The 24628-nt window shown below is 37.9% G+C and carries 33 protein-coding genes; 7 read left to right on the forward strand and 26 right to left on the reverse strand.

What is annotated here, in order from left to right:
- The first annotated feature begins 30 nt into the window (after positions 1-30).
- The gene (locus B154_RS0111885) at positions 31-792 is read left to right on the forward strand and encodes a DUF4197 domain-containing protein (RefSeq protein ID WP_026260139.1); all 762 of its coding nucleotides are present in this window, start codon (positions 31-33) and stop codon (positions 790-792) included.
- A gap of 92 nt (positions 793-884) precedes the next feature.
- The gene (locus B154_RS0111890; RefSeq protein ID WP_018614472.1) at positions 885-1649 is read left to right on the forward strand and encodes a PIG-L deacetylase family protein; all 765 of its coding nucleotides are present in this window, start codon (positions 885-887) and stop codon (positions 1647-1649) included.
- Positions 1650-1757: 108 nt separating this feature from the next.
- On the opposite strand, the gene B154_RS0111895 is transcribed toward B154_RS0111890, so the two are convergent.
- Complete coding sequence (locus B154_RS0111895) at positions 1758-1940, reverse strand: hypothetical protein (RefSeq protein ID WP_018614473.1); 183 nt, start codon at positions 1938-1940, stop codon at positions 1758-1760.
- 555 nt (positions 1941-2495) lie between these two features.
- Between B154_RS0111895 and B154_RS0111900 the strand changes: the two genes are divergently transcribed.
- A complete protein-coding gene (locus tag B154_RS0111900; RefSeq protein WP_018614475.1) occupies positions 2496-2855 on the forward strand; it encodes a DUF4288 domain-containing protein in 360 nt (119 codons plus the stop codon).
- Positions 2856-3288: 433 nt separating this feature from the next.
- On the opposite strand, the gene B154_RS0111905 is transcribed toward B154_RS0111900, so the two are convergent.
- From B154_RS0111905 to B154_RS0111930, 6 genes are all read right to left on the reverse strand, one after another.
- On the reverse strand, positions 3289-4827 hold the full coding sequence (locus tag B154_RS0111905) for a Gfo/Idh/MocA family protein (RefSeq protein ID WP_018614476.1): 1539 nt from the start codon (positions 4825-4827) through the stop codon (positions 3289-3291).
- 11 nt (positions 4828-4838) lie between these two features.
- Entirely contained in the window at positions 4839-5588 is a 750-nt protein-coding gene (locus B154_RS0111910) for a 3-keto-disaccharide hydrolase (protein ID WP_018614477.1), read from the reverse strand.
- A gap of 270 nt (positions 5589-5858) precedes the next feature.
- The gene (locus B154_RS0111915) at positions 5859-6758 is read right to left on the reverse strand and encodes a PIG-L deacetylase family protein (protein ID WP_018614478.1); all 900 of its coding nucleotides are present in this window, start codon (positions 6756-6758) and stop codon (positions 5859-5861) included.
- An 87-nt stretch (positions 6759-6845) separates the two neighbouring features.
- Positions 6846-7697 (reverse strand): ROK family protein, encoded by an 852-nt coding sequence (locus tag B154_RS0111920; RefSeq protein WP_026260140.1) that lies wholly within the window; start codon positions 7695-7697, stop codon positions 6846-6848.
- Positions 7698-7703: 6 nt separating this feature from the next.
- A complete protein-coding gene (locus B154_RS0111925) occupies positions 7704-8957 on the reverse strand; it encodes an MFS transporter (RefSeq protein WP_018614480.1) in 1254 nt (417 codons plus the stop codon).
- A gap of 192 nt (positions 8958-9149) precedes the next feature.
- Entirely contained in the window at positions 9150-10391 is a 1242-nt protein-coding gene (locus B154_RS0111930) for a multidrug effflux MFS transporter (protein ID WP_018614481.1), read from the reverse strand.
- Between the two features lie 86 nt (positions 10392-10477).
- Here B154_RS0111930 and B154_RS0111935 point away from each other — a divergent pair, with 86 nt between their 5' ends.
- Entirely contained in the window at positions 10478-11095 is a 618-nt protein-coding gene (locus B154_RS0111935; protein ID WP_018614482.1) for a hypothetical protein, read from the forward strand.
- A 71-nt stretch (positions 11096-11166) separates the two neighbouring features.
- On the opposite strand, the gene B154_RS0111940 is transcribed toward B154_RS0111935, so the two are convergent.
- Positions 11167-11388 carry a hypothetical protein gene (locus B154_RS0111940; RefSeq protein ID WP_018614483.1) on the reverse strand — a complete coding sequence of 74 codons (222 nt, stop codon included), beginning with the start codon at positions 11386-11388 and terminating at the stop codon, positions 11167-11169.
- Between the two features lie 467 nt (positions 11389-11855).
- Between B154_RS0111940 and B154_RS33615 the strand changes: the two genes are divergently transcribed.
- A complete protein-coding gene (locus tag B154_RS33615) occupies positions 11856-11987 on the forward strand; it encodes a hypothetical protein (protein WP_018614485.1) in 132 nt (43 codons plus the stop codon).
- Positions 11988-12069: 82 nt separating this feature from the next.
- Entirely contained in the window at positions 12070-13080 is a 1011-nt protein-coding gene (locus B154_RS0111955; RefSeq protein WP_018614486.1) for an SDR family oxidoreductase, read from the forward strand.
- Positions 13081-13309: 229 nt separating this feature from the next.
- Here the strand turns inward: B154_RS0111955 and B154_RS0111960 are convergent, their stop codons facing one another.
- Positions 13310-13777, reverse strand: a complete 468-nt coding sequence (locus B154_RS0111960) for an SPW repeat domain-containing protein (RefSeq protein ID WP_018614487.1) — start codon at positions 13775-13777, stop codon at positions 13310-13312.
- Positions 13729-14289 carry a vitamin K epoxide reductase family protein gene (locus B154_RS0111965; RefSeq protein WP_018614488.1) on the reverse strand — a complete coding sequence of 187 codons (561 nt, stop codon included), beginning with the start codon at positions 14287-14289 and terminating at the stop codon, positions 13729-13731. Before B154_RS0111965 ends, B154_RS0111960 begins: the two co-directional genes overlap by 49 nt.
- A 507-nt stretch (positions 14290-14796) precedes the next feature.
- Between B154_RS0111965 and B154_RS0111975 the strand changes: the two genes are divergently transcribed.
- On the forward strand, positions 14797-15150 hold the full coding sequence (locus B154_RS0111975) for a DUF1622 domain-containing protein (protein ID WP_018614489.1): 354 nt from the start codon (positions 14797-14799) through the stop codon (positions 15148-15150).
- 72 nt (positions 15151-15222) lie between these two features.
- On the opposite strand, the gene B154_RS0111980 is transcribed toward B154_RS0111975, so the two are convergent.
- The 16 genes from B154_RS0111980 to B154_RS0112055 form a co-directional block, all read right to left on the reverse strand.
- Positions 15223-15615 carry a cupin domain-containing protein gene (locus tag B154_RS0111980; RefSeq protein WP_018614490.1) on the reverse strand — a complete coding sequence of 131 codons (393 nt, stop codon included), beginning with the start codon at positions 15613-15615 and terminating at the stop codon, positions 15223-15225.
- Positions 15616-15668: 53 nt separating this feature from the next.
- Entirely contained in the window at positions 15669-15980 is a 312-nt protein-coding gene (locus B154_RS0111985; RefSeq protein WP_018614491.1) for a hypothetical protein, read from the reverse strand.
- A gap of 3 nt (positions 15981-15983) precedes the next feature.
- Positions 15984-16415, reverse strand: coding sequence for an RrF2 family transcriptional regulator (locus B154_RS0111990; RefSeq protein WP_018614492.1), 432 nt, complete (start codon positions 16413-16415; stop codon positions 15984-15986).
- A gap of 4 nt (positions 16416-16419) precedes the next feature.
- The gene (locus tag B154_RS0111995; RefSeq protein WP_018614493.1) at positions 16420-16743 is read right to left on the reverse strand and encodes a metal-sulfur cluster assembly factor; all 324 of its coding nucleotides are present in this window, start codon (positions 16741-16743) and stop codon (positions 16420-16422) included.
- Entirely contained in the window at positions 16743-18026 is a 1284-nt protein-coding gene (locus B154_RS0112000; protein ID WP_018614494.1) for a heme-copper oxidase family protein, read from the reverse strand. Before B154_RS0112000 ends, B154_RS0111995 begins: the two co-directional genes overlap by 1 nt.
- 1 nt (position 18027) lies before the next feature.
- Positions 18028-18843, reverse strand: coding sequence for a DUF2249 domain-containing protein (locus tag B154_RS0112005; RefSeq protein ID WP_018614495.1), 816 nt, complete (start codon positions 18841-18843; stop codon positions 18028-18030).
- A gap of 86 nt (positions 18844-18929) precedes the next feature.
- A complete protein-coding gene (locus tag B154_RS0112010; protein ID WP_018614496.1) occupies positions 18930-19220 on the reverse strand; it encodes a cupin domain-containing protein in 291 nt (96 codons plus the stop codon).
- 127 nt (positions 19221-19347) lie between these two features.
- On the reverse strand, positions 19348-20298 hold the full coding sequence (gene ric, locus B154_RS0112015; RefSeq protein WP_018614497.1) for an iron-sulfur cluster repair di-iron protein: 951 nt from the start codon (positions 20296-20298) through the stop codon (positions 19348-19350).
- Between the two features lie 393 nt (positions 20299-20691).
- Positions 20692-21036, reverse strand: coding sequence for a 2Fe-2S iron-sulfur cluster-binding protein (locus tag B154_RS0112020; protein ID WP_018614498.1), 345 nt, complete (start codon positions 21034-21036; stop codon positions 20692-20694).
- Positions 21037-21042: 6 nt separating this feature from the next.
- Positions 21043-21531, reverse strand: coding sequence for a hemerythrin domain-containing protein (locus tag B154_RS0112025; protein WP_018614499.1), 489 nt, complete (start codon positions 21529-21531; stop codon positions 21043-21045).
- A 74-nt stretch (positions 21532-21605) separates the two neighbouring features.
- Entirely contained in the window at positions 21606-21977 is a 372-nt protein-coding gene (locus tag B154_RS0112030; protein ID WP_018614500.1) for a DUF488 domain-containing protein, read from the reverse strand.
- Positions 21978-22004: 27 nt separating this feature from the next.
- On the reverse strand, positions 22005-22421 hold the full coding sequence (locus B154_RS0112035; RefSeq protein ID WP_245542591.1) for a hypothetical protein: 417 nt from the start codon (positions 22419-22421) through the stop codon (positions 22005-22007).
- A gap of 23 nt (positions 22422-22444) precedes the next feature.
- Entirely contained in the window at positions 22445-22843 is a 399-nt protein-coding gene (locus B154_RS0112040) for a group III truncated hemoglobin (RefSeq protein ID WP_018614502.1), read from the reverse strand.
- Positions 22840-23244: a hypothetical protein gene (locus tag B154_RS0112045; protein WP_018614503.1), complete on the reverse strand. Its 405-nt coding sequence runs from the start codon at positions 23242-23244 to the stop codon at positions 22840-22842. The genes B154_RS0112040 and B154_RS0112045 overlap by 4 nt, the downstream gene beginning before the upstream one ends.
- A gap of 6 nt (positions 23245-23250) precedes the next feature.
- Entirely contained in the window at positions 23251-23505 is a 255-nt protein-coding gene (locus B154_RS0112050; protein ID WP_018614504.1) for a hypothetical protein, read from the reverse strand.
- A 50-nt stretch (positions 23506-23555) separates the two neighbouring features.
- A complete protein-coding gene (locus B154_RS0112055; protein WP_018614505.1) occupies positions 23556-24581 on the reverse strand; it encodes a cytochrome c in 1026 nt (341 codons plus the stop codon).
- Positions 24582-24628: the final 47 nt, after the last annotated feature.

Genomic DNA, 24628 nt, shown 5'->3' on the forward strand with positions numbered 1-24628 from the left:
CATCTTTGACTTGCAATGTCAAATTCTAACATGAAAAAACTTATAATAATTCTTTCTTTATCTACTTTTTTTATTTCTAATACTAATAGCCAGGGATTAAAAGGACTTGTAAATAAGATTGCGAAGGATACCTCGACCGTTTCTTCAATAAATAAAGTTGTAAATGCTGCAACTGCTTCCAATAAAGATACTTTATCAACCTCTACTATTGCAAACGGATTAAAAGAGGCTCTACAGGTGGGGACAGAAAGAGGTGTAACAAAACTTTCGGCGGTGGATGGTTTTTTAAAAGATGCGGCTATAAAAATTTTAATGCCTGAGGAGGCTAAAAAGGTTGAGCAAAGATTAAGAAGCATAGGGTTAGGGAAACAAGTGGATAATGCAATTGTAAGTATGAATCGTGCAGCAGAAGATGCAAGCAAAAGCGCAGCCCCAATTTTTATAAACGCAATAAAGCAAATGAGCATACAGGATGCTGCAGGCATTTTGAAAGGAGGCGATTTTGCTGCCACCGATTATCTTAAAAACAAAACCACCAATAATCTTACCGAAGCTTTTCGACCAGTAATAGAACAGTCTCTTTCAAAAGTAGACGCCACAAAATATTGGAACACTGTCTTTTCAACATATAATCAATTTAGTTTGCAAAAAGTAAATACTGATCTTTCTGCTTATGTTACAGAAAAAGCATTAGCAGGTATATTTCATGAAATTGGTTTGCAGGAGCAAAAAATCAGAAAAGATCCAATGGCGCAAACAACGCAGTTATTAAAAAAGGTTTTTGGAAAGTAACGACATATTGCTACTCTCGTTGCAATTATTCAACTAAAATTTTACTATTCTGGTTTCTTCATTTCAATCGTTATTTTTACCAAAAATTGCCATTGAAAGTTTCCTCAAAGTCCCGAAGACAATTTGTAAAAAATGCAGCAGGTGGATTAGGTTTAGTATCGCTGCCCTCTATATTGCAAGCTCAAAAGCTAGAACGTATTGAAAAGAAAAAGATTGTCTGTGTAGGTGGTCATCCTGATGATCCTGAAAGTGGATGCGGTGGCACGTTGGCAAGGTTAGCGAAAAGCGGCCACGATGTAACGATTATTTACTTAACAACCGGAGAAGCTGGCATTGAAGGAAAAAGCCATGCAGAGTCAGCTGATATTAGAAAACAGGAAGCAATTAAAGCCTGTGATGTGATAAAAGCAAAACCGGTTTTTGCAGGCCAGATAGATGGTGATACCATCATGGACAATGCGTGGTTAAGTAAAATACAAAACCTGGTTTCGATAGAAAAGCCTGATATTGTTTTTACCCACTGGCCTATTGATTCTCATAAAGATCACCAGATTGCTAGCTTATTAACCATACAGACCTGGATGCGTTCCCAACAAAAATTTCTTCTGTATTTTTTTGAAGTATGTGCAGGCGAGCAAACTATGACTTTTCATCCTACGGATTATATTGATATAACCGATACCCAGGAGCAAAAAAGGAAAGCACTTTATTGTCACGCCAGCCAGGATCCTCCGGGTATTTATGCCTGCGGTCACGCTGCTATGGAAGAATTCAGGGGAAGAGAATTAGGTGTAAAAGCAGCAGAAGCATTTATTTGTATGAACGGTAAAAAACAAGGTGGCTTCAATTTCTTCTAAAATAATTGTAAACCTGGAAATATGGATTTTTAGAAGCGTTTAATATTTTTGTGTGTTGGAGGAAACGGCTCTGCAAATATTTTGGGAATCAGTAGCGTGTCATAAACCTTAAAACGCATATCGTATGGGGCAATAAGGCATTTGTTCATGTACCATATCTACTAAAGTATCTACCAAATCTTTTTTAATTCCCCGTTTGTAACGCACATTCCGGCCACCTGTTTGGCTGTATTTTACTTCCTGCAATTCGGGTCTCCACAAAACTTCTTCAGCTTTAGGATGCCAACCCATGTTAACCTCGTGCAGTTGCTGGTTCTATGGTCTTATTATGCATCATTTTAATCTCATTTTCGCCATTACTCTTTTTATAACCTTTTTGAAATAGCAAATGTTCATATCTGACAATCTTTTACCTGCTTTTTCGAAGATTCCGATTTTATCATCTTCTTAAACCTAAACGCTATTATAGGAGTTTCTTGAGATAATTAGTTTTGTTGCATTAAATAAAGAATTGGGACGATAAAAGACCAGAGTAATCTGGGGCAACCGGACCTGCAGAAAATTTTAGCGTCAAGAGGTATAGGTTTTTGGTGTCATCGCCATCATGAGTTATTACCGCTCATCCAAAAAGATGAGACATTTTTGAAGTTTCAATTGTAACATAAGAAAAGATGCCAAAAGGTTTATAGTCAAAACGGAGCGTCGCAACAATGAAGCATGAAGAACAAAATGTCGGCTTCAAAAAAATACCGTTTATAAAAAATCGTTTTTATTGGGTCTTTTTTCTTTTATTTTTCGTTTTTTTTCTTAAAAGTATTATTTGGGCCTCACTTAAAACATGTTAGTATGAAATGGTACATGGCAAAAATAGTTTACCAGATAATTTGCGGAGAAGCCGATCATAATTCTCAATTTGATGAACAGTTACGTTTAATACATGCAGAAAACAATATACATGCTTTTCACAAGGCAAGGAACATTGGCAAACAAGAGGAAGATTGTTTTTTAAATTATGTAAATAAGCCTGTACAGTGGAAGTTTATTGATGTTTCAGAAATACATCTTTTAGACGTACTCTCAGATGGTGCAGAGGTATATTCAAAAATCTATGAAGACGAAAGGCCAGATATTTACATTCGCTCTATACGTGTAAAAGCAGCCCATTTACTTGCAAGCGGTTCTTATCAGGCAACGGGTCTAAACTAGATCACAAACGGGCTGTATCATAATTTTTCGGATACCCGGTTTAGAATAGCTTTTTCAACGTTAGAGCTTGTTTGGCTGATTATGCCAGTCGTTGTGCTAATGTCAACTTTGGGTTTCGATGTGAAGATTGCCTTGGCTGGCAGTATTATAAGTAACATAATACTTATCAGTAACAATACGCGGTATTTTTTTGCCGAGTCAGGAAAGATATTGGTATGTACTTATTATTAGTTTAGGATCAAGTTCTTTTTTGGTTACAATAAAATGTTTTTGCCAACAACAGATGCCAGGCTGCCTGTAAGTAAAGCAGGATATATAAAACTAAAGGAAGTTTTAGTAATATAAATTTCTAAAACTTCCTTTAAAAGAATTCATTGATTATTCTTCTTTTCTTTTATATGTCGTATTTATTTTACGATTTCAATATAAAAACCTACAAAGACACATTTCCCCAACCTTTCCTGTATTCCCTTCTTATAAATTGGTTTGCGGGTTCAAAATTGGTTACCTTCATATTTGCTCCGTCCCATTTAAGGCTGACATACCTGCCAGGAAATTTGTTGCCTTCCATATTGCCGTAAACAGGATCTTTCCTTTTTATCTTTTCCTGAATATTGAAGCTGCGTAATAATAAGTTGCCGAGCAAAACGGTTTCTGTAAGCGGACCAGCATAACCTTCAAAAGGAGAATCTACTTCCATTTTTCCATAACCAGCAATGCATGCGTCTACCCATTGCCACCAGTGGCCGTCCATGTCTCCCTGCACACGAGGATATTTTTTAGGAATGTTAACATCTTTGTTGAGTGAAAGAGGTAATAATCGTGGATGACTGCCACCCCAGCCACATGAAACTTTGCCTTTAGTACCAATGAATAACGTGCATCCTTCAAAATCATTCTCCCCGGGCCAGTCCCCTAGCGCTTCATTCATATTAACACTGGGATCCAGTTCCGAAAGGCGTTCAGGAGTAATTCCTCCGTCCATCCAGTACAGATCGAGGTCGTTACCGTTCTTTTGCTTAAATTTAAATTTAATTGAGCTCGATACCGGGCCGCTCTCAGGATAAATTCCTTCTTTAAAAATGCCCTTGTACACTGTACTGGCGCTGCCAGATATTTCTGACGGGTAGCCAAGCTCAAGTAATTTAAATGGTGGGCCCATAATGTGACATCCCATATCTCCCAGCGCCCCGGTTCCAAACTGCCACCATCCGCGCCAATTAAAAGGAACCAGGTTGTCTATGTAATTGGTTTGTTGCGCTGTACCCAACCACAGGTCCCATTTAAGTTCTTTTGGCACCGGCGGTTTTGCATCTGGCCACGAGATACCCTGCGGCCATACCGGACGATCCGTCCAGCAATATACTTTTTCGATATCTCCAACAAGCCCTGCTTCAAACCATTCCCTAAGGGTTCGCATTCCGTCACACGACGACCCCTGGTCTCCCATCTGGGTTACCACTTTATATTTTTTCGAAGCTTCAGTTAAAACCCGAGCTTCATAGATATCGTGTGTCAGGGGTTTTTGCAGGTATAAGTGTTTATGGAGTTGCATTGCACTGAGACCTACGATCGCGTGGTTGTGATCAGGTATGGCCACGGTAACTGCATCGAAATGTTTGCTTTCCTTGTCAAACATGTCTCGCCAGTCATGATAAAATGGTGCATTCGGAAACTCCTTACGGCGTGGGGCAGCCTGCCTTTCATCTACATCGCAAAGAAAGGCAACCACGGCATTTTTTTTAGGCGCGTTAGCATAATGATGAATATCATTTTCGGCTTCTCCACCGCAGCCCACAGCGGCGATATATAATTTATCACTCGGAGCCACAAATCCTTTTCCACCTAATACAAACCGAGGTACAATATAAAATCCGGCAGTTGCTAATGCAGTTTTTTTAATAAATTCGCCCCGGCTGATAGCTCCCTTATCCGAATTACTATTATTGTTGTTATTATTGCTATTTTCCATTATAAAGGTAATTATTTGCTGGTAAGAGGTTTTACGGAAACTTGCTTAAAGTAAACCACATCATCATCACCATGATTTTGCAATCCAAAATAACCTGAATTGGGACGAATGCCACGATATGGCTCAAAATCAAATTTTCGCTCAGGAACCGGGTCTCCTTCTTTATAATCCGTCACCTTTACACCATTTACAGAAACAATAGTGCGAGGCCCGTCTAATGTAATTTCCATAGTATTCCATTCAGGACCGGGCTTGCCCGGATGAGCCAACGGTTTGGTTAAAGAATAAAGCGTGCCTGTATAGTGATAATCATCTTCATTAGAGGTTTCGGGATGGTTATCTATCTGCACTTCATAACCATAAAATACAGGCATCCACTCTTCACGAGGCTCAATAGGTATGCGGATAAATATACCTGAATTGCTGTTCTCTTTTTGCATCTTGTACACTATGCGGAAAGTGCAATTGCTAAATTTTTCCTTTGTCCAGTACAATAAACCCATGCCTCCGTGGCCACGGATCATACCGTCTTCAACAGACATGCTTCCCTTGCCCACATGTTTCCAACCGGTAAGATCTTTGCCATCAAAGAGTTGCCTCCAACCTTGTTCATTACCTTTATTCGTAGTTAGATTCATTTCGTCTTTTTTTTCATTTACAGAAGTTGCATGCGAAGCATGTGAAGTCTGAGCTTTGCTGTAGCCTGATAATAATAAAAAACTAAAAGTTGTCAGGAAACTATTAAAAATTATCTTTTTCATATTGCAGTGTAGGTGCTTTTTTACAGTCACCTTTTGTCATTTTATAATGGGGCAACAAGTTAAAAATATTTGTTTAAAGCTTGGATTATTTTTAAAATTTTAGGAGTAATACTAATGCCTAAGTTAGAATCATTGTTAGTTATAATTTTACTGATTTTAAAGACATAGTTATTATTTATTCTTATTTTCTAAAAGACAAAAAGCATAAATAAATTATAAAAGCGAAAAACATCAAAGAATTAATTATTAACCCTGGTTCTTCTGTCATTTTTAATTTTCTTTCTTTGCAAGCATAGGAAATAATCTGCGTATTTCCTCATCATTTGGTTGTGCGCCGTATTCACATATCTCAAATGCTTCTGCGTTCTGCACTTGCGCCGCCTTGTCTTTTCCGTACCATTTTTCGAGTGCTGCGTGTACATCAGGAGTAATTTTTACTGCACTTCTTTGTCCCAGCCATTTCTCCCTTTCAGTTTTGCCTTGAGGAACCTGGTCGAGGTAGTGACCGATCCAGGGCAACCATTCGTACATCTGAGACTCGTGCGCGTCCATTGCATGAACTTTTTGATTATATACACTGCTTATGTCAACTGCTATATCCGGACGAAAAGGATTGGGCCTTTTAAAACCGTCCTGGAAATAAACGAAGACCGGATTCTTTTTCAAGGCAGGTGTTTCAGGCGCTACATTAGGAACAGCTACCATATATGCGGCATCCTGTACAAGTACACCTGTATAACGATGATCAGGATGGTAGTCGTTGGGTCTTGGTGCAACTACAACATCTGCATTCCATTCCCGAATTTTTTTAATTATTTGCAAACGTACATCTAGGGTAGGCAGTAATTGCCCGTCGTGGTTATCAAGTACGTCATACGTCACACCGAAACGTTTACCTGCTTCCTGTGCTTCTGCAAATCTTCGTTTAGCGAGTGCTGTGCCCTTCATAGTTTGGTGACCTGCATCGCCGTTTGTAACAGAAACGAATTTTACTGCATATCCCATCTTTGCAAAAACAATGGCTGTACCGCCACCATCCTGATCACAATCATCGGGGTGGGCGCCAATCATTATAACGCGTATTTTGCCGTTGTCCTGGGCTTTAGTAGTGGCAACATTAAATAATAGAAGCAGTGTTAATAGTGAGAGGTAGTTGTAAATAATTTTCATAAATGTTTTATTTGTTAATGGGAGAGAAATATTAGTAAGATTTTATATTCTGTCACGAAAAGATATTAACGATTACTGTAAGATTTTTTATTGAACGTAATCATAATAAAGTGCTGCAGCACCAAGTATGCCACTGTTTTCGAGTTCTGATATTTCTATTTTAATACGTTTTGCTGATTTTGTATAAGCAAACGTTTTTATCCTTTGCCACATCGATTGCTGAAAGAAATCATAAGCCATTCGTACGGAGCCGCCAAGTATGATCAACGAAGGATCGTAGGCATACATAACTAGCTTGATTGCATTTCCCAAATGTGTTCCCATTTCTGCATAGAGTTCCAGGGCTTGCGCATCACCTTTTTTTGCTCTTTCAAAAACCTCTTCACCATCTAACTGGTATACGTTTTTAAAGAATGAGCCGCTGCAGTAGTACTCATATACTTTATCTAAATAATCGACCATGCCAAATTCGCCGGCCCCGCAATTATATCCCGCATACAATTTTTTATTTATGATAATGCCCGCGCCAACCCCGGTTCCTATAGTTAGTCCAATCATCGATTCACTATCTATGCCTTTTCCAAAATAGTGCTCCCCCAGGGCAAAGCAATTCGCATCATTATTTACAAAAACTGGCAGGTTGTAACGTTGTTCCATCTCTCTTTTTAACGGCACTTCTTTCCACGATGGAATGTATTGTACATCGTAAACAACTCCCTGTTCTACGTCTACCACCCCAGGAACTCCTATACCTATCGCCGTTATGGAATTGTCAACTAAAGTATCTACAATTTCAAAAACGTCTTTCAAAACTTCTTCTACTGAGCCCCTGCTATTAATACGTTTTGACTGTATGCCTGAAATCGTATCTTTCTTAACTGTGGCCGCCCTGATATTTGTGGCCCCAAGATCTACGCCTATAACTTTTTCATTTGTCATATACATTCAATTGTGTGCTTTTTTCTTATCAAAAAGCTTAATGGTTTTATTAGTAATAATTGGTTTTGACCAAAAGCCTATACTTAAAATATATCCCATTGTTAAATACAAAAACAGCATACCTACCCGCAACCCCAAATGGTCTCCTAACCAGCCAATGATTAATGGAATAATTGCGCCACCAATAATGCCGGTAACTATGATGCCGGCAAAGGACCCGTGGTGTTCTTCAACGGAATTTAATGCTAAAGAAAATATAATAGGGTACATGACTGAGGCAAAAAAACCAACCAGCGGAAAAGCAACAAAGGAAACTTTTGCCGGCGCAAAAAGGGCGAGCGTTAAACATACAAGAGCAAGAAGGGTAAAGATAATTAAGACTTTACGGCTATCCATAATCTTTAAAAGAAGCAAACCTACTACTCCGCCGGCAGTCATCAACCCCCAGAAATAAGCAACATCCTGCGCACCTTTCGTTTGCGGATCATACCCGTGGTAAGTTGATAGAAATTGTGATATCCAGTTGGCAACTCCCTGCTCCGTACCTACGTAACAGATCATGGCAATAAAGAATAAAACGACTACAGGTTTTTTAAATAGTTGAACATGTGTTTCTAATGGTCCCGCTTTTTCTTCATTGCTTAATTCAACCTTTGGAAATCTTGAAAGAGCAATAACGATGATCATTAAAAGGCAAATGACTGCAAATAACCAATAAAGAGATATCCAGGGCAGGTTAACGGGAACCAGTGATTGAAATATTGACAAGGAACCCGGCTTGCCTTTTTGAAGATTTAAAACAATATAAGAGTAAACCAATGGACTGAGGAAGGAAGCCAGGCCAAATATTAATTGAGCTAATACAGAATTAAATGCATAATGTTCTTCCCCTCCTGAAGTTCTCAACAATGGATTGATTACCACTTGCAACATAGCCATGCCGGAACCTATTAAAAAAAGAGACAACACAGCCGATAAATAGCCGGGCATCAGCGCTAAAAGCAATGAGCCGAAGAAAGCAACTATAAATGCTGCTATCATTATTTTCTTTTCTTTATATTTTTCAATCAGCATACCTGACGGTATAGACATTACTCCATATGCTATAAAAAATGCAAAGGGTAAAAGAGCTACGAGTGTAAGGCTTAAATTAAATCCTTTAATTATATCGGGTATTAGTGGGCCAATGACATTTGTTAGAAAAGAAATGACAAAGAAAGTAAGCATTATAAGGGCTACAATATAGTAGTTGCGTTTCATGAAGCAGTTGTTATTCGTTAGAACAAAGCACTAATATCGGTTAAATACCTTTACGGCAATTATTTTGCGTACGTAAAAGTAAAATAACACTTGTTTTAGACACGATTGATTTTACCTTAGAAATAACGGGTAAGAGGCTAAAACTTAATTGACAAGCTGAACAATAATAATAACAGTAATAGTCTCCCAGTCCTAGTATTTCTCTATCAGTTCAAAACACTGCGCTTCTACGTCTTCGTGCCTTGCCCGGTAATAAATTTTCTTTCGGCCGATAATAAGAATGGTTAAACCCAGTACGCTGCAACCGGCCATTATAGCTGCCATAGGTAAAGCAGTGTGGTTAAAAAACAATCCAACCAACGCCGAAGCTATAGCGCCACAACCCATCTGTAAAGCACCCATTAATGCAGAGGCGCTTCCTGCTCCTTTGGTGAAAGGTGCCATAGCAAGAGCCGCCGAATTGGGAAACGTAAAACCCTGGCAACTTAAAAACAGGAAAATAAGAAATATCGTACTGTAAAGCTGCAAGAGGTGAAGAGCAATTCCGGTAACTAGTAACAGCCCGATAACAGACTGTGAAAACAACACCACTCTTATGATCTGGGCACTGTTATATTTTTTTAAAATGATGTTATTAAGCTGGCTGCTTCCAATCAGGCCAACGGCTATCGCTGAGAAGATCCATCCGTATTGCTGCTCACTCACGCCATACAGTTCCATAAAAACAAAAGGGGAGCCCGCAAGGTAGGCAAACAGGCCGGCAGAGGCGATAGCACCTGCAAATGCATATGTGTAAAACTGTGGTTGTTTTAGTACGTTACCAAAGCCTGTAAGAATAGGTTTCGGCAGAAGTGAAAATGTTGGATCGGGTTTTTTGCTTTCAGGTAACCAAAAGATCACCGCCAATAAAATTAAAGCCGTTACTATAGCAAGCACCACGAATACGATGGGCCACCCAAAGGATGCAATAATGTAACTTCCTGCGGTTGGGGCCAGTATAGGAGAAACCCCAAGTATCAGTATTAATAAAGAAAAAATTTTTGCGTTTTCGTCCACAGGAAATACGTCTCTTACAATAGCATTGGGAGCCACCATTCCAACGCATCCCCCCAACGCCTGCAGGAAACGAAAGGCTATCAGTATCTCCACCGATTTCGACAGGGCACATCCTATTGAAGCGAATATATATAGTACAAGGCCTATGCAAAGTGGTCTTTTCCTGCCAAAGCGGTCTAGCAGCGGACCGCAAAGCAACTGACCGGCACAAATACCTATAAAGAAACTAGACAATGAATAAGCAACATGATCAACCGATGTATGCAGGTTAGCAGCAATAGCGGGAAAACCCGGGAGATACATGTCGATCGAAAAAGGACCGATTGCAGAAAGAAGCCCAAGGATCAATATCAGTAAAGAACGGTTTCTTTTGGCCATAATTTGCAAAGGAAAGCGATTGCAGAGAGGTAAAGAAATCTTTCATCCAAAATATAAGATGGCATAACTTTTTTCTATAAAAATATATGAAAGAAAATCATCGATCTCAAGGCATTCCACCTAATGAAACAGGTGTTGCCATTAACGCCGATAATTCTTTAGAACTTAAAGATGTAAACGAAGCGCGTTCATTCTATAAAACCGTCAGGCAACGGTTGCTTGATGTTAATAACTGGCAAAAGCTTGCAGGTAAAGCCCTGGCAAGTTTTCAATTAACAAATGAAAAAGGTGAACTTTTAAACCGCCTGGCTCAGCAAGGTGATTATTTTAAAATAGATATTCCGGGACCGGGACCAAAAGCAGGCGAAGGTTTCGACTGGGTACAGATTGAAGAATTAAAAGAACAAAATGAAGCGGAAATAGAAAGCATTTCAATAATGGTAAGACCTGCAAAAAAACCAACCAACTTGTCAAATGATGTATCCCATTTTTTTAGTAAAGAATCTACGAGCACGTTCAAGGCGATTCGGGAAGGAAACAAAATATCAGCAAGCATTCATGACCGAAATGCGAAACCTAATATTGATGTAGATACAATAACAGACAAAGCGCGTAACGCCGCCGTAGGTTCAGGCGCAATTGCCGGTTTTGCAAAAATTCAATGGCAATCTCTGGTTGATGGATTATTAAAAAGAGAAGAATAAATACTAAAAGAGCATTTTTAAATTATAAATGCTCTTCTTATTTCAAATGCAATAGTGGGGAAGCTGATCCTTTATCCGGCTTTATTTTGTGCATTTTTTACTGAAGAGCTATTATTATTTTCATTCGCGTTTGTACTAGGGTTTGTATTATCATTGTTATTATCAACACCCATCCCTATATTTTGATAATCGTTTTTAGCGTCTTCGTAATTACTATTTTCATTATAACCTCGGCGCTCGTCCGACTTAAAGTTAGAGCTCTTTTCAGCATTTTCCATGTTTTCGCTGTTCATAGTATTGATGTTTAGCGGTTAATTAATCGTTGTCTTATTTTAGCTTCAACGTACTTAATAACTAACCTTTTTATGACTGTTATTTTTAAATTATCGATTCCCACTCATTACGTCAAATGCAAATTGCAAAACATCAGCTGAACTTTTATGTAAATCAGATTAGAATGCTGTTAGAGTTTGATCTTGTAAGTAAGATATCAGGTATGCAATTAATATGCGAGCTACTCATTCTTCTTCAACTTGCAATACTAAAAAAGGTAGAATATGTTACACATAATCTGGTGCTCTATTAAATCTCCTTTCTTTATATAAATTCTAATAAGATTCTAATCTTCTATTAATCTGCATCTAAAAACAAAAATTTAAATTGCTTTACGTCGAAATGGTACACATCATTAGCATAGAATATGCTGCTAATCCCTGATAAAGAAGCGGATGTTTTCCTGCCACTTACTTCTCTGTAAAAAATGCAGTTATTAGATGGTTTTGCTGCATTAAAAATTATTGACGCGCTTGCCGGGCTAGTTATAATTGGGTTATCTATTCCCAAAGGCGTAATAAAAGAAAAGTATGGAGTATGGGATAAGTATGTGTTTTAGCAAGTGCTCATGCGAGTATAAACAGACAGCAGAATTGGGAGAAAATGATTGAGATAAAAAAAGATAAAAAAAAATAATAATCATGTCAAAAAGATTTAAAGATAAGGTCGTCGTAATTACAGGAGCAAGCGGTGGTGTAGGAAGAGCAACTGCGTGGGAGTTTGCAAAGCAGGGAGCGAAAATAGTATTGTTAGCTCGTGGAATAGAACAACTGGAAGCAACTAAAAAAGAAGTAGAAGCTTATGGAGGAAAGGCATTAGCCATACCAACCGATGTGGCAGACGCTAACGCGGTGGAGGCAGCGGCAGAGAGGGCTGAGAAAGAGTTTGGACCGATAGATGTTTGGATAAATAATGCGATGAACAGCGTTTTTGCTAAGTTTATTGATATTACTCCTGAAGAGTTTAAAAGGGTGACGGAAGTTACTTATTTGGGCCAGGTTTATGGAACAATGTCTGCATTGAAAAGAATGTTACCAAGAGATAAAGGCTCTATTGTTTTAGTAGGTTCTGCTTTAGCTTATAGGGGGATTCCCCTGCAATCTGCATACTGCGGATCAAAACATGGCATCCAGGGGTTTTATGATTCTCTCAGAACTGAATTAATGCACGAGAAAAGCAACATAAAAACATGCATGGTGCAATTGCCGGCAATGAATACAACACAGTTTGGCTGGGTGCTTAGTAAGCTTCCGAATAAGCCAAGGCCAATGGGTAAAGTATATGAGCCAGAAGTAGCTGCCCGGGCTATAGTTTTTGCTGCTGCACACAACAGGAGGAGCGTATGGGTTGGTTATCCTACTTATGAGGCTATCATCGGAAATAAAATAGCACCCTGGTATGCTGATATTGTGTTGGCAAAGACTGGGATAAAAGGACAACAAACAGATGAGCTAGCAGACCCAAACAGAAAAAATAATGTATGGGAGCCAATACGTGAAGACCGTGGAGCTCACGGAAGTTTTGCGGATATTGCTGCCAAAAAAAGCTACACTTTATGGGCGGGCATAAACAGGAATTTTGTCAGAGTCGTTGCTGGTATCGGCGTTGGGGCTTTGGTGATTGTGCTTAATTCTGGTAAAAATAAAGGTTGAACTAAAAAACATGAATCTTGCGCAAAGTAAGAGCAGAAGGGAGCTAGCGGTAAGTTTTTAGAGATGCATTTCGGTGTTATTATTACAGTTTTTGAAGTTATAATTGTTACAACTTTTACGTATACCAGTCACCGGTTTCCGCAATTGTTCGGCGAGAAGTAACATTTAAAAGGATATTTGTGGTTAATGATTATAAAAAAGAATATAATTTCTGCAATCTAACTCTCTCTTATGCATTATTTGAATCCTGCTGCTCTGCTGCCTTTAAGTGCATTGGTTGTTTTTGAAATAAAGAGCTCCATCCGCCACCGTACCTGTTATTAATTTTGGCTTTAAATACGGAGAAAACAATAACTGCAACACCTGAAAGAATATCTGTTATACGTGCGGAGGCACCAAAACCCAATAGAAAAGGAGAGAAGACCAGCCACGCGCCCGTAACGATGTTAAACCGTCGGACATTTCTATTGATTTCCCAAAGTGAAATGATAGCAAATGTTAGCACTAAAGGTCCAACAATATGATTATTATCAGCAGCTATCTTATTAAAATTGCACATGGCCGGAGCCACCATTATTCCTATCCCGATTAATATGTTTACTATTTGTGCCCACATAACATTTGCGTTTATTGTTACACTGCTTAATTTTATGGTACGGTGCTTATAATTTTCTGGTCTCCCAAAAATGCTTTCCATACCGGGTTTCCACTTCTTTTTACCCTTTGTAAAAATTGAAGACTTGCAAGCATTTCATCCATTGCCGGGCTTATCATACACACGGAGATAACTGCGCTACATAAGCACAAGGTACACCAGGCGTTAAATAATACCGGTTGAGATATTACCAGCAAAATGCTTACTAAACCTAACGGCCCTACTGCTACTCCAAAAACAATCACTATCCATGGTTTTGTTTTCCATCTTTCAGGTCCTCCTACTATTCCTGAAACAGCGTCAACTATATAACCAAAGGCACCTAAAAGTGCATCTGGAACAGGCAGCAATTTTGAAATGGGGGAGGTTAATACTTTTTCGGTTCCACTACCAAAAAATGGATCCCAAACACTATGTATAATCTTAAGTTGAAAAAGAGAAAGATAGATTGCTATACAAAAGCCAAGTAAAGCAACAAGCACTAATGGCAGCCTTTGTTGTAAGGTAGAAGGATTGTAATCCCAGCCAGGAGGAATTTGTTTTGTCCTCTCCATAACTTTTCATTTGTTATAAAAAGAAACAAAAACAAAACCATTTGCAGCAGTTAAGATTAGAATGTTGTTAGAGTTATTAGCTCCAATGAAAACACCGTAAAATATTCTAACAAATTAAAACACTTTTGAAATAAAACAACAAAAATAAGAAGTGACATGCTCTTAAAAATGTTTCTCGATGGTTGAAAAAGTTTTCAACGCACTTTCATTAAAAACGTTAATGCATTTTCCCGGGTTATTCGTTTATTGTATTCTTATAAAACTAAAAAGAATTCTAATAGTATTCTAATAATTCGTTATGGTTTATGGCATGAGCATTTATGAGATATAATCTGACATTAAATGAATTTTTTACACCAAAAATCTTCAAATGATTATTTCCTTCATCATAAATTGAGAAAGCGCTGACGTATTTTTTATTACTTATATTGGAATATTTATTGAAGCATTTTTGAGAAAGCATGTAAGGCGAAAGGGTTTACATAAACTCCATAAGAAGTAGAAGTTATGAAAGATATAGCTGAAACAATTACAAAGCATTTAAGCAGCACAGTAGAAGTTATCGCTGCAATAGTTATAGGAATTTCATTGCTTAAGTTTTTGTACCGATATTTTATAAACATATTTCACCCTAATGATGGTGCAGCTAATCAAGCTATTAGAATACAATTTGGAAGTTCGTTAACAGTAGCACTTGAATTATTGCTAGCTGCAGATATACTTGCCACTGCAATAGCGCCAACTTGGGATGATATAGGAAAACTGGCTTCTATTGCTGTTTTGCGAACTGCTCTTAATTATTTTTTAGAAAGAGAATTAAGAGCCTCTGAAACTAACACGAGCAAACAAGGCATTAAATAGGAGCTAGCGAATTCGCCAAAAATGCTTATTGACAAATTTAAAATAAACTTCCGTTATTGTATTTCACATTTCTTACGCAATAGCCATTGTAAGCAGAAAGAAAGTTTCTTTTAAAGCTACTACGCCGTGTGGAATTTTTTTATGTAGTGTCAGCATTTGACCTTTTTGCAGTTCTACCGTATTTTGCTCTGTCGTAAATTTTATAAGCCCTTCAAGTACCTGTACACTGATAATGCCGTTGGCGGTATGTGTTTTTAGTTCAGCGCCAGAATGTAAACCAATGAGCACAACACGCATGTTGTCTGATTTAAAAATAGTGATGGAATTGCGGTCACTATCTTTCCAGGAAGACTCTTTTCTCACCTGCTCCATCAAATGATTCAAATCCATAGTAACCAGAGCTGCATCCAACACTCGGTCGCCTTCGGGGCGTTGTGGCGTAGCTTCGTTCGATTTGTTTTCCATGTACTTATTTTAATATAAAATTTTACTAATGCTTGTTAATTAAATAATACAACCTACTCATGGTGCTGCTGCAACTTCTCCACGAGCGCAGCGGAAGCATCATCTGAATAAATTCCATATCCATTCACCAGCAATCCTTTTACGTTATACTTTGGCGAAGAAATCGCGTACAGAACAGATTCATCATCGGGATCAGATTCTCCCTCAAAACGATAAGCTCTGTCAATTTCAAAATCTTCAGGTGATAATGCCGTATTTGTCTGATGGCAAACGATACACTGCTCCTGAATATTGAAGTCAAGGTCGTAGCCTTCTTTTTTCAAACCGTTGATGGTTTCCGACAAAGTTCCATAACTTGTTTTCATAATTTATCCTGTTAAATATGCTAATCCATTAGTTACCGGGTGACAAAGATCCTTTACTTTTTTTTCACGAAATAATTTTTCAATCATATCTCTTGCCACTTTATATTCATCATGAATGGGACAGGGATGCCTGGCAGAACATTTGCTTAAACCCAAGCCGCATTCTTTAAAAATTTGGTTGCCTTCTATGGTTTCTACAATATTGCTGATAGGCTGATTTTGCTGCGTTTTATTAATAAAAAACCCGCCCGAAGGACCTTTTAAACTATTGATTAAATTTTGCCTCGCCAATGTCTGCAAAATTTTACCTACGGTGTGTTCACTTGCATCAATGTGCTCTGCAATTTCTCTTATTCCCGCTTTTTCGCCACGATCACTTCTTGATGCCAGATAGATTACTGCCTTAATTGCTGTTTTACAAGTATAGCTCAACATAAAGTTAACGATTTAAAAATTCTTGCCCCTCAATAGAAATTCGGTCTGCGTTCCAAGCTGGATTAAATATGAGTTGTACACTTACCGAATAATCTTGGAAAGCGTTAGACGCCGATTGTTTTACGCCATTCGTAATGCTTTCACCCATTGGGCAAAATTGGGATGTAAGAGTCATGCTAACATAAATTTCCTTTGCTTCTTCATCAAAATCTATTTGATAAATCAATCCCAGGTCAACAACGTTCAAACCAATTTCAGGGTCATGTACATTATACAAGCCTGCAAGTGCGATGGTGCATTTTAGGTTATTGTTCGTAATTACTTCCATTATTTTTTGGGTTGATGAAAAATGACTTTAGCCACATTGGAAACATAACATACCGCAGATGCCAACAAACAAACAGCGCCCGTTTTTAAGAGAGTATCATTTAATAAGATAATTCCGAAGATAAACAGTAAAAATCCCAGCAGGTAAAGCAATGACATAATTTGAAATAATGTTTGGCTAAATAATTCTTTGGGCGCCGGCGTTTTTCCTATAAGCGCATTAGTTGTATATTCCTTGTTCCAAACAATAAAAGGCAATGTTTTAAAAGTCATACCAAAGATGATGGCGGTTATCCATCCAAAGAAAATACAAAAGCCATACAGCAAAACAAGATTTGTTTTTATACTGCTTGAAATAAAATAAATAACTGCCAGCAAACTAAGCAATGGTAAAAACAATAATGCTACCGACAACAATGACACTTTCATTTGCTCATCTACCTGTTTACGGATACGAACTTTATATGCTTTAAAACAGTAATTTCCAAACAATATAAGCGCAATGAGTGCCAGTATAAAAGGTGAGTAATAAAAGCCTGTGAAACTGCCATTCGTCTTTAATAAGATAAAACCAATCAATGCTGCATTAATCAAAGCATACAACGACCACAAAGTTCTGGTATTAGTGTATTTTGAAATTAAAAACATAGGAATAAGCCGCGAAGCGACTCCAATCACCAATAGTAAAAACCATCCTGCTAACCCCATGTGAGCATGAACAGATAGATACTCAGTAGAATTATTTGGCAACCACGAACGAGTGAAATTGAATACCAACAACAATCCAAAAAAAGTAGTGGCAAACAACCACAGCGAGGCAGTTGCCATAAACCAGGCATATACGTTATACTTTTTACTTTCGTAAATGCTGCTGATTACATTTACGAGATAGGAAATTACTGCTGCATTTATCAATATTGCTCCGGTTTGGAGTACCGAGCCGGTATTGAAAAAATAAAATCCCAGGATCAGGAATGGAATTCCAATAGCGGCAAAAATGAATGAAAAATATGCTAGCAACTCACTGTCCAGCTTTCCTTCTATCAGAACCGGAAGCAATTGATGACTTGCGCCTAATATTATCATTGTTCCCCATCCCAATGCCATTAGGTGGGTGATGGCTAATGTTTTGGGATGAAAATAATGCTGGTGAACAACACTCGTGTTAACTAATAATAAGATACAAGCCAATAAGAAAGACAGCCCTGCGAAAATGTAAAACGGCAGCACTATTTTGTAAGACGTGGTTTTTTGTAGGCCAGTATTTGATGTAAATGGAAACATATTAGCTTTTAAAGATCAGCAAAAACACGTCACCATCGCTCACTTCTTTAATGCGATAATCAAATTGCCGGTCTTTCAACTCGGCAAGCAGGAAAACAGGAACTCGTTTATGATGCACATAAAGTGCGTTTTCGACTGGCAGCTTTTCCAAAGCTTCCAGGATAGTCGTCATAGGTAACGGCATCTCTAAATTACGAACATCAATTGCCTGCAATTTTTCTTCATAACGTTTCAGCAGTTGATCCCAATTGTTTATTTCGTTCGCGGGTGACTCCGCCTGAATATTTGGAGTGGCTGTTTTTTTGTAAAAATAAGTTTCCACCAAATCTTTTTCCACTACATCTACATGCCATTGAAAGCCTTGTTTTTTCAGCAGTTGTATTAGGGGGGTCGGTTCGAATGTATTGATGATTTTCAATACCTGGTCTTGCTGTAACCCTTTTACTGTTTGCTGAATTAGCTTTAACGGATCATTTCCACTTGCAAGAATTGAACGAACATCAAGCGAAACAATATTTTCTGCTTTTGCGTTTTGTAAAAATGGGGGAGTCAGCTTTTGGTCAGTTAGAATTTCTTCTTCCACTTTTTTCGAAATTTCCATTTCAAAACCATAAGGCTGTAGCTTTTCAAAAAAGTCGAAAGGAGTGCAGCCTCCAATTTTTGATGCCATTGCAATGCTGGTTCTACCTGCCATCAACTTTCGCAATACAGGATTTCGTAATTTTTTAAAATCAGGACTAAGTGCCACAATAGCTTCCAAAGCGTCGGGATGATATTTGAGTAACGCGGAAATTTTTGTTTGAGAATTAATAAGCATAACCTAATTAAAATATTGATTAAATTTTCTTACATCAGTATTATAAGATTAAGAAATGTAAAAAGAGTTAGGGCGACAATGAATATCTAAAGAGTTTTAACATCATTGAAATTAATCCTTGCTTCTGCGTTCAAAATCACGTTTGCACTAAAGTCTTCTAAAATCTCCATCTTATGTGTCTCATTTGCCTTAATTAACAAGCTCTCTCCTTGCATCAATGTTACCTGCCTGTCTGCAAAACTTATTCTGCCTTTTCCTTTTTTAACAATAATAAACGCATCAGAAGTAGCATAATGTAATGGCATAGCCTCACTTACATTCAGCGAAACACTTAGAATTTTATACAAGTCATTTTTATAAACCTCTTTCATTTCCATAACTCTCTTTTTAACTTTTTGCTATTGATTGTGTTATACATCTTGGTTGCGGCAGCAGCAATCCTGTTAAGATGTAGCTATTGTAATCCCATCAGCAAAAACAGCATTTATAATACACAAATTCTTTTTAACCTAAGTTTTTTTCCATTCTTATTGCTTTAGGAAAAAGGATGTTGTTTTCTAAGTGTATGTGTAGGTGCAGGTCATCTTCAAACTCCTGCAACATTTTAAATAATAATTTATAACTGGCACAAGCATCTTCAGGAATTGCATAGCCCTTACACAACACTCTTATTTTATCAAAGCTTTCTCCTATAAAAGCGTGGTCTTTCTCTAGTTCTTCAATTAACGTTTCCAGGTCTTTTCCTTTTTTATCAAGTGGTTGATTAGTGTTTTTTGCCTGCACAATTTTTTTCACGTAAGCAAATAGCACTTTTTCTTCCTGCTCTAAATGTTGTGTTAGTTCCTCGTTAATTCCTTCCACTAGTTTTTGAATTTCTAATAATTCTGCATGTCTCTCACCATGTACCTGTGCCACTTTTAAGGCATATCCGCGAAGTTCAGGTAAATATTTACGTATGTATCTATGGTGTGTATTTGTAATGTAGTCAGCCAAAAAATCGAGGTTCCAATCATCATAGGCATTATTATTTGTTTTGTTTTGCTGATTCATCTGCTGCAGCTCCTGCTCGACTTTAGTGGCATCAATACCCTTTTCAGCACACACCTGGCGAATTGTTTTTTTGCCACCGCAGCAAAAATCAATACCATATTTTTTAAACACTTCAGCTTTGCGCAGATCCTTTACCGCTATTTGGCCAATAGTTTCTTTATCGTCTTCACCTTTTTTTGTAATACGAACATCCCACCAATCGGGTCCCTGCTGTAAGTACTGCCAGTTGAAAGTGTCCCCACGTTCGCCCAACAACTGGTAATAAACCGGTTTTGGATCGTGATCGTTATGAATGATTAGGCTTTCACCACCCGATAAGTTGTCAAATACCTTAAAGATAGTGGGGTGTTTTGATTTGGGTTCAATGAGGGTAACATCAATAAAATTCTCCTGTAAAGTTTCCATGAAATTTATATTTAGAGTGTTATAATTAGATACCAAAGATAACTATAATAAAAGTATTAAAGTACTTTTATACTTAATATTTTCTAATTTTTTTAAACTTTTATGACAATGATATTGCAACTGCTATGTTTAGGAGTAAAAGGGTATGAAGCAATGATATTAAATAGAAGTTCTACTGGCGGGCTTATTGCCACACGGTAAGTTCATTTGGCATAATAACTACTATTTTTATTGAGAGAGATGAGAATTGGGGCTTCCTGAAAAAGGAAGGTGTACTTATGTAAATAACCCTTTTTTATGCAGAAACGAGATCGGCAGTTTTGTTTCTTGTCAAATAAAATTAGGTTTTAGCGAACAAATAGGAACAAGCTTTTTTGAAGCACTTTAATAAGTTTATAACAATGACTCTCCGCCAATAATTTCCACGTTTATGTTCTTTAAGTTTTCATCCACTAATATCTGGCACGCAAGGCGAAGTTCAGATGATTGTATGCCCATTTTATAAAGTGTCCTTTCTTCATTTCTCTCCAGGGTATTCATTCCGGCAGGCAGCCCTTCAACTTTTACAACACATGTGCCACATCGGCCCATGCCTTTACATTCACCAAAATCTTCAATATAGATTTTATCGTACAGTAAAACCATGAGGTTTCTATATTCGCCTTCGTAGGTTTGCAATTCATACTTTTCGCCTTGATAGTAGGCGGTGAAGTGAATGTACGTCTTATTTATTGCCATCTGGAGTTAGTCCTTTTTCTTCAGCCAAAATTCATCTGCAAAGTCATCTTTTAACGTCGGATCATTTTGAGCTGCTATTTGTTTTCCAATGGTTTCCAATTGCTCATTTGTCAATACCTTTTCCAGGTGAGGAAATAATTCTCTTTCTTCATACCGAACATGATTATCTACTGTACCGGCGAGAATTGATAATTGATCTGCCAGGTTATTTCCAGCAGAAGGCAAAGTGTTTATCTGTTGAGTAATTTGTGCATGTTCATCAAGGGCTTTTTGCACCGCGGCATCTTTCACCGGGGCAAATAAAATAGTTTCTTCTTCCTTAAAATGCGGTTGAAGGTGGTGTTGCCAGAAGTATTGTACATACTTTTCTATTCTGCCGGGTTCTATTTCGAACTTTAATCCGTTTCTTATTTTCCAGCAAAACAACAAAGTGAAGTGGTGGTCTTTTGAGAGCTTAACAATATGCTCGTTTCGTTTGATAGGTTTTTTTTCCATTTTAAATTATAGTGAATAGTGAATACCTATTGAAAGGAATTGAAAGTTTTTTACAAATCTGGTGTATAGTTTCCTTAATCAGTTTCCTTTGTATTCTTATTCTTTGCCAGCAAATCTTTTAAAACGACTGCCTGGTTATGTTGTTCGTCTTTAGCCCCGTAAATTAGTGTTACCGTTTTATGTTTATCTATAAACGATGACAGTTCTTTTAATGCATTCGATTGTTGTAGTTCCGTTTCGTACCTGTTTTTAAATTCTTCCCATTTTGCGGGATCATGGTTAAACCATTTTCGCAGTTCATTTGAAGGAGCAATTACTTTCATCCAAAGATCAAAATGAGCATTTTCTTTTTTTATACCGCGGGGCCATAACCTGTCAACCAGCACACGAAATCCATCAGATTTTTCTGCAAAATCATAAACTCGTTTTATTTTTATTGCAGCCATATTTCAAGTATAAAAAGCGACGTTTAGTTAACCTGTAACAAACCCTTTAAACAACTTAAAACCAAGCACAAAGAGCGTGCAAAGTTTAATAACCTCAGCACCCACAAAGTACCAATGTAATGAAGAAGGCATTAAAGTCTTTCCGCTAATAACTATATTAGCCCTGGCATCTAAAGCAGGTAACAGCCAAAATGTTTGCACAATCAGAAACCAAACAGCAATTCCAAATAACACGATGTTGCTGGAGACTACTTGCTGCTTATTAGAAATGTAACTAATGAAAATTATAGCTGCAAACAACCATTCAATTTTATTAAGAGCGCCGAAGACAAGTTTTCCAATACTTAAGCCTATAGGTACAGTAACGCCGGGCGCACGAAACTTTAGCCAAGATTCCATAAAGCTAATGGCAATGAGGCACCCTGACCATACTAACACTGACATAAGCATAACATATTGCTTCCACATTATACGAGGGTTTTGAATTTTTGATTTCTAAAATGTTCGATTTTCATTTCAAACATTTGTGCCATTTTATTTGCACGCCACAATGCTTCATTTGCTTTTTCGCCACAAAACAGTTCATCGATTGTCTTAGTAAATAGCGTTAGCCATTGTTCAAAATGTTGATGATCAACAGGAAGGTTTGCGTGAGGCGGAAACGGGGCGCCAAAATAAGTATGTTCTTCAAGCAACACTGTTTGCCAAAAAGTGTACATTTTTTCTAAATGTTGCGGCCATCGATCTTGGATTCGGGCATCGAAGACCGGCCCTAAAAAACTATCACTCCGCACTTTATCATAAAAAGTATCAACCAATAATTTTATATCATTCATCCCTTCTATATCCGTTCTCCCGTTCATCATTTTTGAAACAATTGGGTGATTAAATAATAAATGGCCCAGCCTCCAAACAGTATGTGGGCTATCCAAACCCAGCCTGGAATACTGCGCGGAGTTTCACTTCCTTCAATTAAAAAAACTTTTTGGTCGCCTTTGCCATAAGCGCTGATCATTATAGGAATCACTCCATCTACCACTTCATTTTCTTTGAGGCCTTCTATTGAAATATCAGGTCCATTACGTACAGTAAAGGGAATTTTACGTATGCCTTCCGTGCCACTTGGGTCTTTGCTTACTATCCGTAAAAAATGTTCGCCGTCAACCAACTTACGCGTATCAAGTTCAAAATTAATCGGCGACTTAAATGAGCCGACGGGTTGTTGCTCGTCATCTATAAAAATTATAAGAGAGCTTTTGTCTTCCATTTTAAATCAATTTAGTACGGTTCTTTTAATATGGTTCAGGTTTTTTTCTTCAGGTTTTATCAGCCATTTTATAGTGTAGTAAAGTGTTATCAATACAATAAAAATAGTTGCCCACACAATTACATAATCCCAACTGCTATCGGGGCCGGTGCCATGCGTGATACCCTGTAATATTTTTGGCTGCCTCTTTTCACATGCCGGGCATGCAATAGCTGCTATCCTTACAATTACCAGGCAGATGATTAATAGCATTTTTTTCATTGTAAGCTTTTTAAATTTTCTATTATATTTTATCAATTTAAAAGGTTGACCTATTTAGTTGCAGGTGTATCTTTTGACTTCAATTTCACTAGGTCCATTAATTTTTTTATATCTGCAGACGTTACTTTTTTTGCATTGTTTCCCCAGCTTGTTTTTTCATGGCTCATGATTGCTGCGATTTCCTCAGGAGTTAAATTATTATTGGTTCCAATTGCAGGCATTGGGGGAAACCCTTCCTGCACACGTCCGCTATAGCCATTCATAATTATATCTACCATTAGCTCAGGGTTTTCATCCAGTACTACTTTGCTTCCTTTTAAAGGGGGAAAAGCACCTTTTAATCCTTCACCGTTTTCCTGGTGGCAGCTTTGACAATTGGCTGCATACAATGCGGTTCCATCAAGCTGCTGTTCCTGGGGAGCGCCAGACTCGTTTTTCTTTTCCCTTTTATATAAAAATTCGAGGTTCGGAGTGCCATCGGGCAATTTAATTTGTTTGAGGGTTTGCAGGTAGGCGACTAATTGCAATGCTTCTTTCGTTGCTACCACTTTGCCTTCCTGCCCTTGTAAATATTCTTTGGGCACATTTACCACAACATCTCCTTTGGCAGGTACTTTTTTTACTTCAAACATCCAGGGGTAAGCAGGCATAATGGATTGTTTTACCACAATTCTCGGGTTAAACATGTGCACGAGGTGCCAGTCAATGCTCGGCTGGCGTGTTCCAATACTTGCAAGGTCCGGTCCTGTACGCTCTGTACCCATTACGGTTGCTGTGTTACGCCACAAATCGGTACGGTGCAAAGAGGCATAATCAGCAGCAATGCTGGGACGTTCTCCCCACACTTTATCCATGTCTACATTTCTTACCTGTTGGGTATGGCAGGCAACGCAACCATTCGCTACATAAATTGCCTTACCCTGCAAGGCATCGCCGCTCAATGCCTCTGCCTGGGGTAGTGGTGCGTTATTTTTCTGATTATACAGGGCGGGCAGAATTGCTACAAGTATGGTTAAAAAAAGAAATAAGCCGAGAGCTGTTAAAAAGAGTTTTTTATGGTCGTTGAAATACTCCATTTTATAATTTTTTTTGCTGGTTCAATCCGTAATAATTCTTCTTTTAG

The sequence above is a fragment of the Segetibacter koreensis DSM 18137 genome (assembly GCF_000374045.1).
GTDB classification, from domain to species: domain Bacteria; phylum Bacteroidota; class Bacteroidia; order Chitinophagales; family Chitinophagaceae; genus Segetibacter; species Segetibacter koreensis.

Bases quoted from the DNA above. Each gene is read 5' to 3' on its own strand.
- B154_RS0112055 (WP_018614505.1), bottom strand. From the start codon at position 24,581: ATGGAGTATTTCAACGACCATAAAAAACTCTTTTTAACAGCTCTCGGC.
- B154_RS0112000 (WP_018614494.1), bottom strand. From the start codon at position 18,026: ATGTTTCCATTTACATCAAATACTGGCCTACAAAAAACCACGTCTTAC.
- B154_RS0111935 (WP_018614482.1), top strand. From the start codon at position 10,478: ATGAAAGAAAATCATCGATCTCAAGGCATTCCACCTAATGAAACAGGT.
- B154_RS0111940 (WP_018614483.1), bottom strand. From the start codon at position 11,388: ATGAACAGCGAAAACATGGAAAATGCTGAAAAGAGCTCTAACTTTAAG.
- B154_RS0111930 (WP_018614481.1), bottom strand. From the start codon at position 10,391: ATGGCCAAAAGAAACCGTTCTTTACTGATATTGATCCTTGGGCTTCTT.
- B154_RS0111905 (WP_018614476.1), bottom strand. From the start codon at position 4,827: ATGGAAAATAGCAATAATAACAACAATAATAGTAATTCGGATAAGGGA.
- ric (WP_018614497.1), bottom strand. From the start codon at position 20,298: ATGGAAACTTTACAGGAGAATTTTATTGATGTTACCCTCATTGAACCC.
- B154_RS0111995 (WP_018614493.1), bottom strand. From the start codon at position 16,743: ATGGAAGTAATTACGAACAATAACCTAAAATGCACCATCGCACTTGCA.
- B154_RS0111895 (WP_018614473.1), bottom strand. From the start codon at position 1,940: ATGGGTTGGCATCCTAAAGCTGAAGAAGTTTTGTGGAGACCCGAATTG.
- B154_RS0112010 (WP_018614496.1), bottom strand. From the start codon at position 19,220: ATGGAAATGAAAGAGGTTTATAAAAATGACTTGTATAAAATTCTAAGT.
- B154_RS0111975 (WP_018614489.1), top strand. From the start codon at position 14,797: ATGAAAGATATAGCTGAAACAATTACAAAGCATTTAAGCAGCACAGTA.
- B154_RS0111985 (WP_018614491.1), bottom strand. From the start codon at position 15,980: ATGAAAACAAGTTATGGAACTTTGTCGGAAACCATCAACGGTTTGAAA.
- B154_RS0112035 (WP_245542591.1), bottom strand. From the start codon at position 22,421: ATGTCAGTGTTAGTATGGTCAGGGTGCCTCATTGCCATTAGCTTTATG.
- B154_RS0111910 (WP_018614477.1), bottom strand. From the start codon at position 5,588: ATGAAAAAGATAATTTTTAATAGTTTCCTGACAACTTTTAGTTTTTTA.
- B154_RS33615 (WP_018614485.1), top strand. From the start codon at position 11,856: ATGCAGTTATTAGATGGTTTTGCTGCATTAAAAATTATTGACGCGCTT.
- B154_RS0112020 (WP_018614498.1), bottom strand. From the start codon at position 21,036: ATGGCAATAAATAAGACGTACATTCACTTCACCGCCTACTATCAAGGC.
- B154_RS0111885 (WP_026260139.1), top strand. From the start codon at position 31: ATGAAAAAACTTATAATAATTCTTTCTTTATCTACTTTTTTTATTTCT.
- B154_RS0111965 (WP_018614488.1), bottom strand. From the start codon at position 14,289: ATGGAGAGGACAAAACAAATTCCTCCTGGCTGGGATTACAATCCTTCT.
- B154_RS0111925 (WP_018614480.1), bottom strand. From the start codon at position 8,957: ATGAAACGCAACTACTATATTGTAGCCCTTATAATGCTTACTTTCTTT.
- B154_RS0112030 (WP_018614500.1), bottom strand. From the start codon at position 21,977: ATGGCTGCAATAAAAATAAAACGAGTTTATGATTTTGCAGAAAAATCT.
- B154_RS0111960 (WP_018614487.1), bottom strand. From the start codon at position 13,777: ATGGAAAGCATTTTTGGGAGACCAGAAAATTATAAGCACCGTACCATA.
- B154_RS0111955 (WP_018614486.1), top strand. From the start codon at position 12,070: ATGTCAAAAAGATTTAAAGATAAGGTCGTCGTAATTACAGGAGCAAGC.
- B154_RS0111980 (WP_018614490.1), bottom strand. From the start codon at position 15,615: ATGGAAAACAAATCGAACGAAGCTACGCCACAACGCCCCGAAGGCGAC.
- B154_RS0112045 (WP_018614503.1), bottom strand. From the start codon at position 23,244: ATGGAAGACAAAAGCTCTCTTATAATTTTTATAGATGACGAGCAACAA.
- B154_RS0112025 (WP_018614499.1), bottom strand. From the start codon at position 21,531: ATGGAAAAAAAACCTATCAAACGAAACGAGCATATTGTTAAGCTCTCA.
- B154_RS0111900 (WP_018614475.1), top strand. From the start codon at position 2,496: ATGAAATGGTACATGGCAAAAATAGTTTACCAGATAATTTGCGGAGAA.
- B154_RS0111990 (WP_018614492.1), bottom strand. From the start codon at position 16,415: ATGTTGAGCTATACTTGTAAAACAGCAATTAAGGCAGTAATCTATCTG.
- B154_RS0111920 (WP_026260140.1), bottom strand. From the start codon at position 7,697: ATGACAAATGAAAAAGTTATAGGCGTAGATCTTGGGGCCACAAATATC.
- B154_RS0112050 (WP_018614504.1), bottom strand. From the start codon at position 23,505: ATGAAAAAAATGCTATTAATCATCTGCCTGGTAATTGTAAGGATAGCA.
- B154_RS0112040 (WP_018614502.1), bottom strand. From the start codon at position 22,843: ATGATGAACGGGAGAACGGATATAGAAGGGATGAATGATATAAAATTA.
- B154_RS0111915 (WP_018614478.1), bottom strand. From the start codon at position 6,758: ATGAAAATTATTTACAACTACCTCTCACTATTAACACTGCTTCTATTA.
- B154_RS0112005 (WP_018614495.1), bottom strand. From the start codon at position 18,843: ATGCTTATTAATTCTCAAACAAAAATTTCCGCGTTACTCAAATATCAT.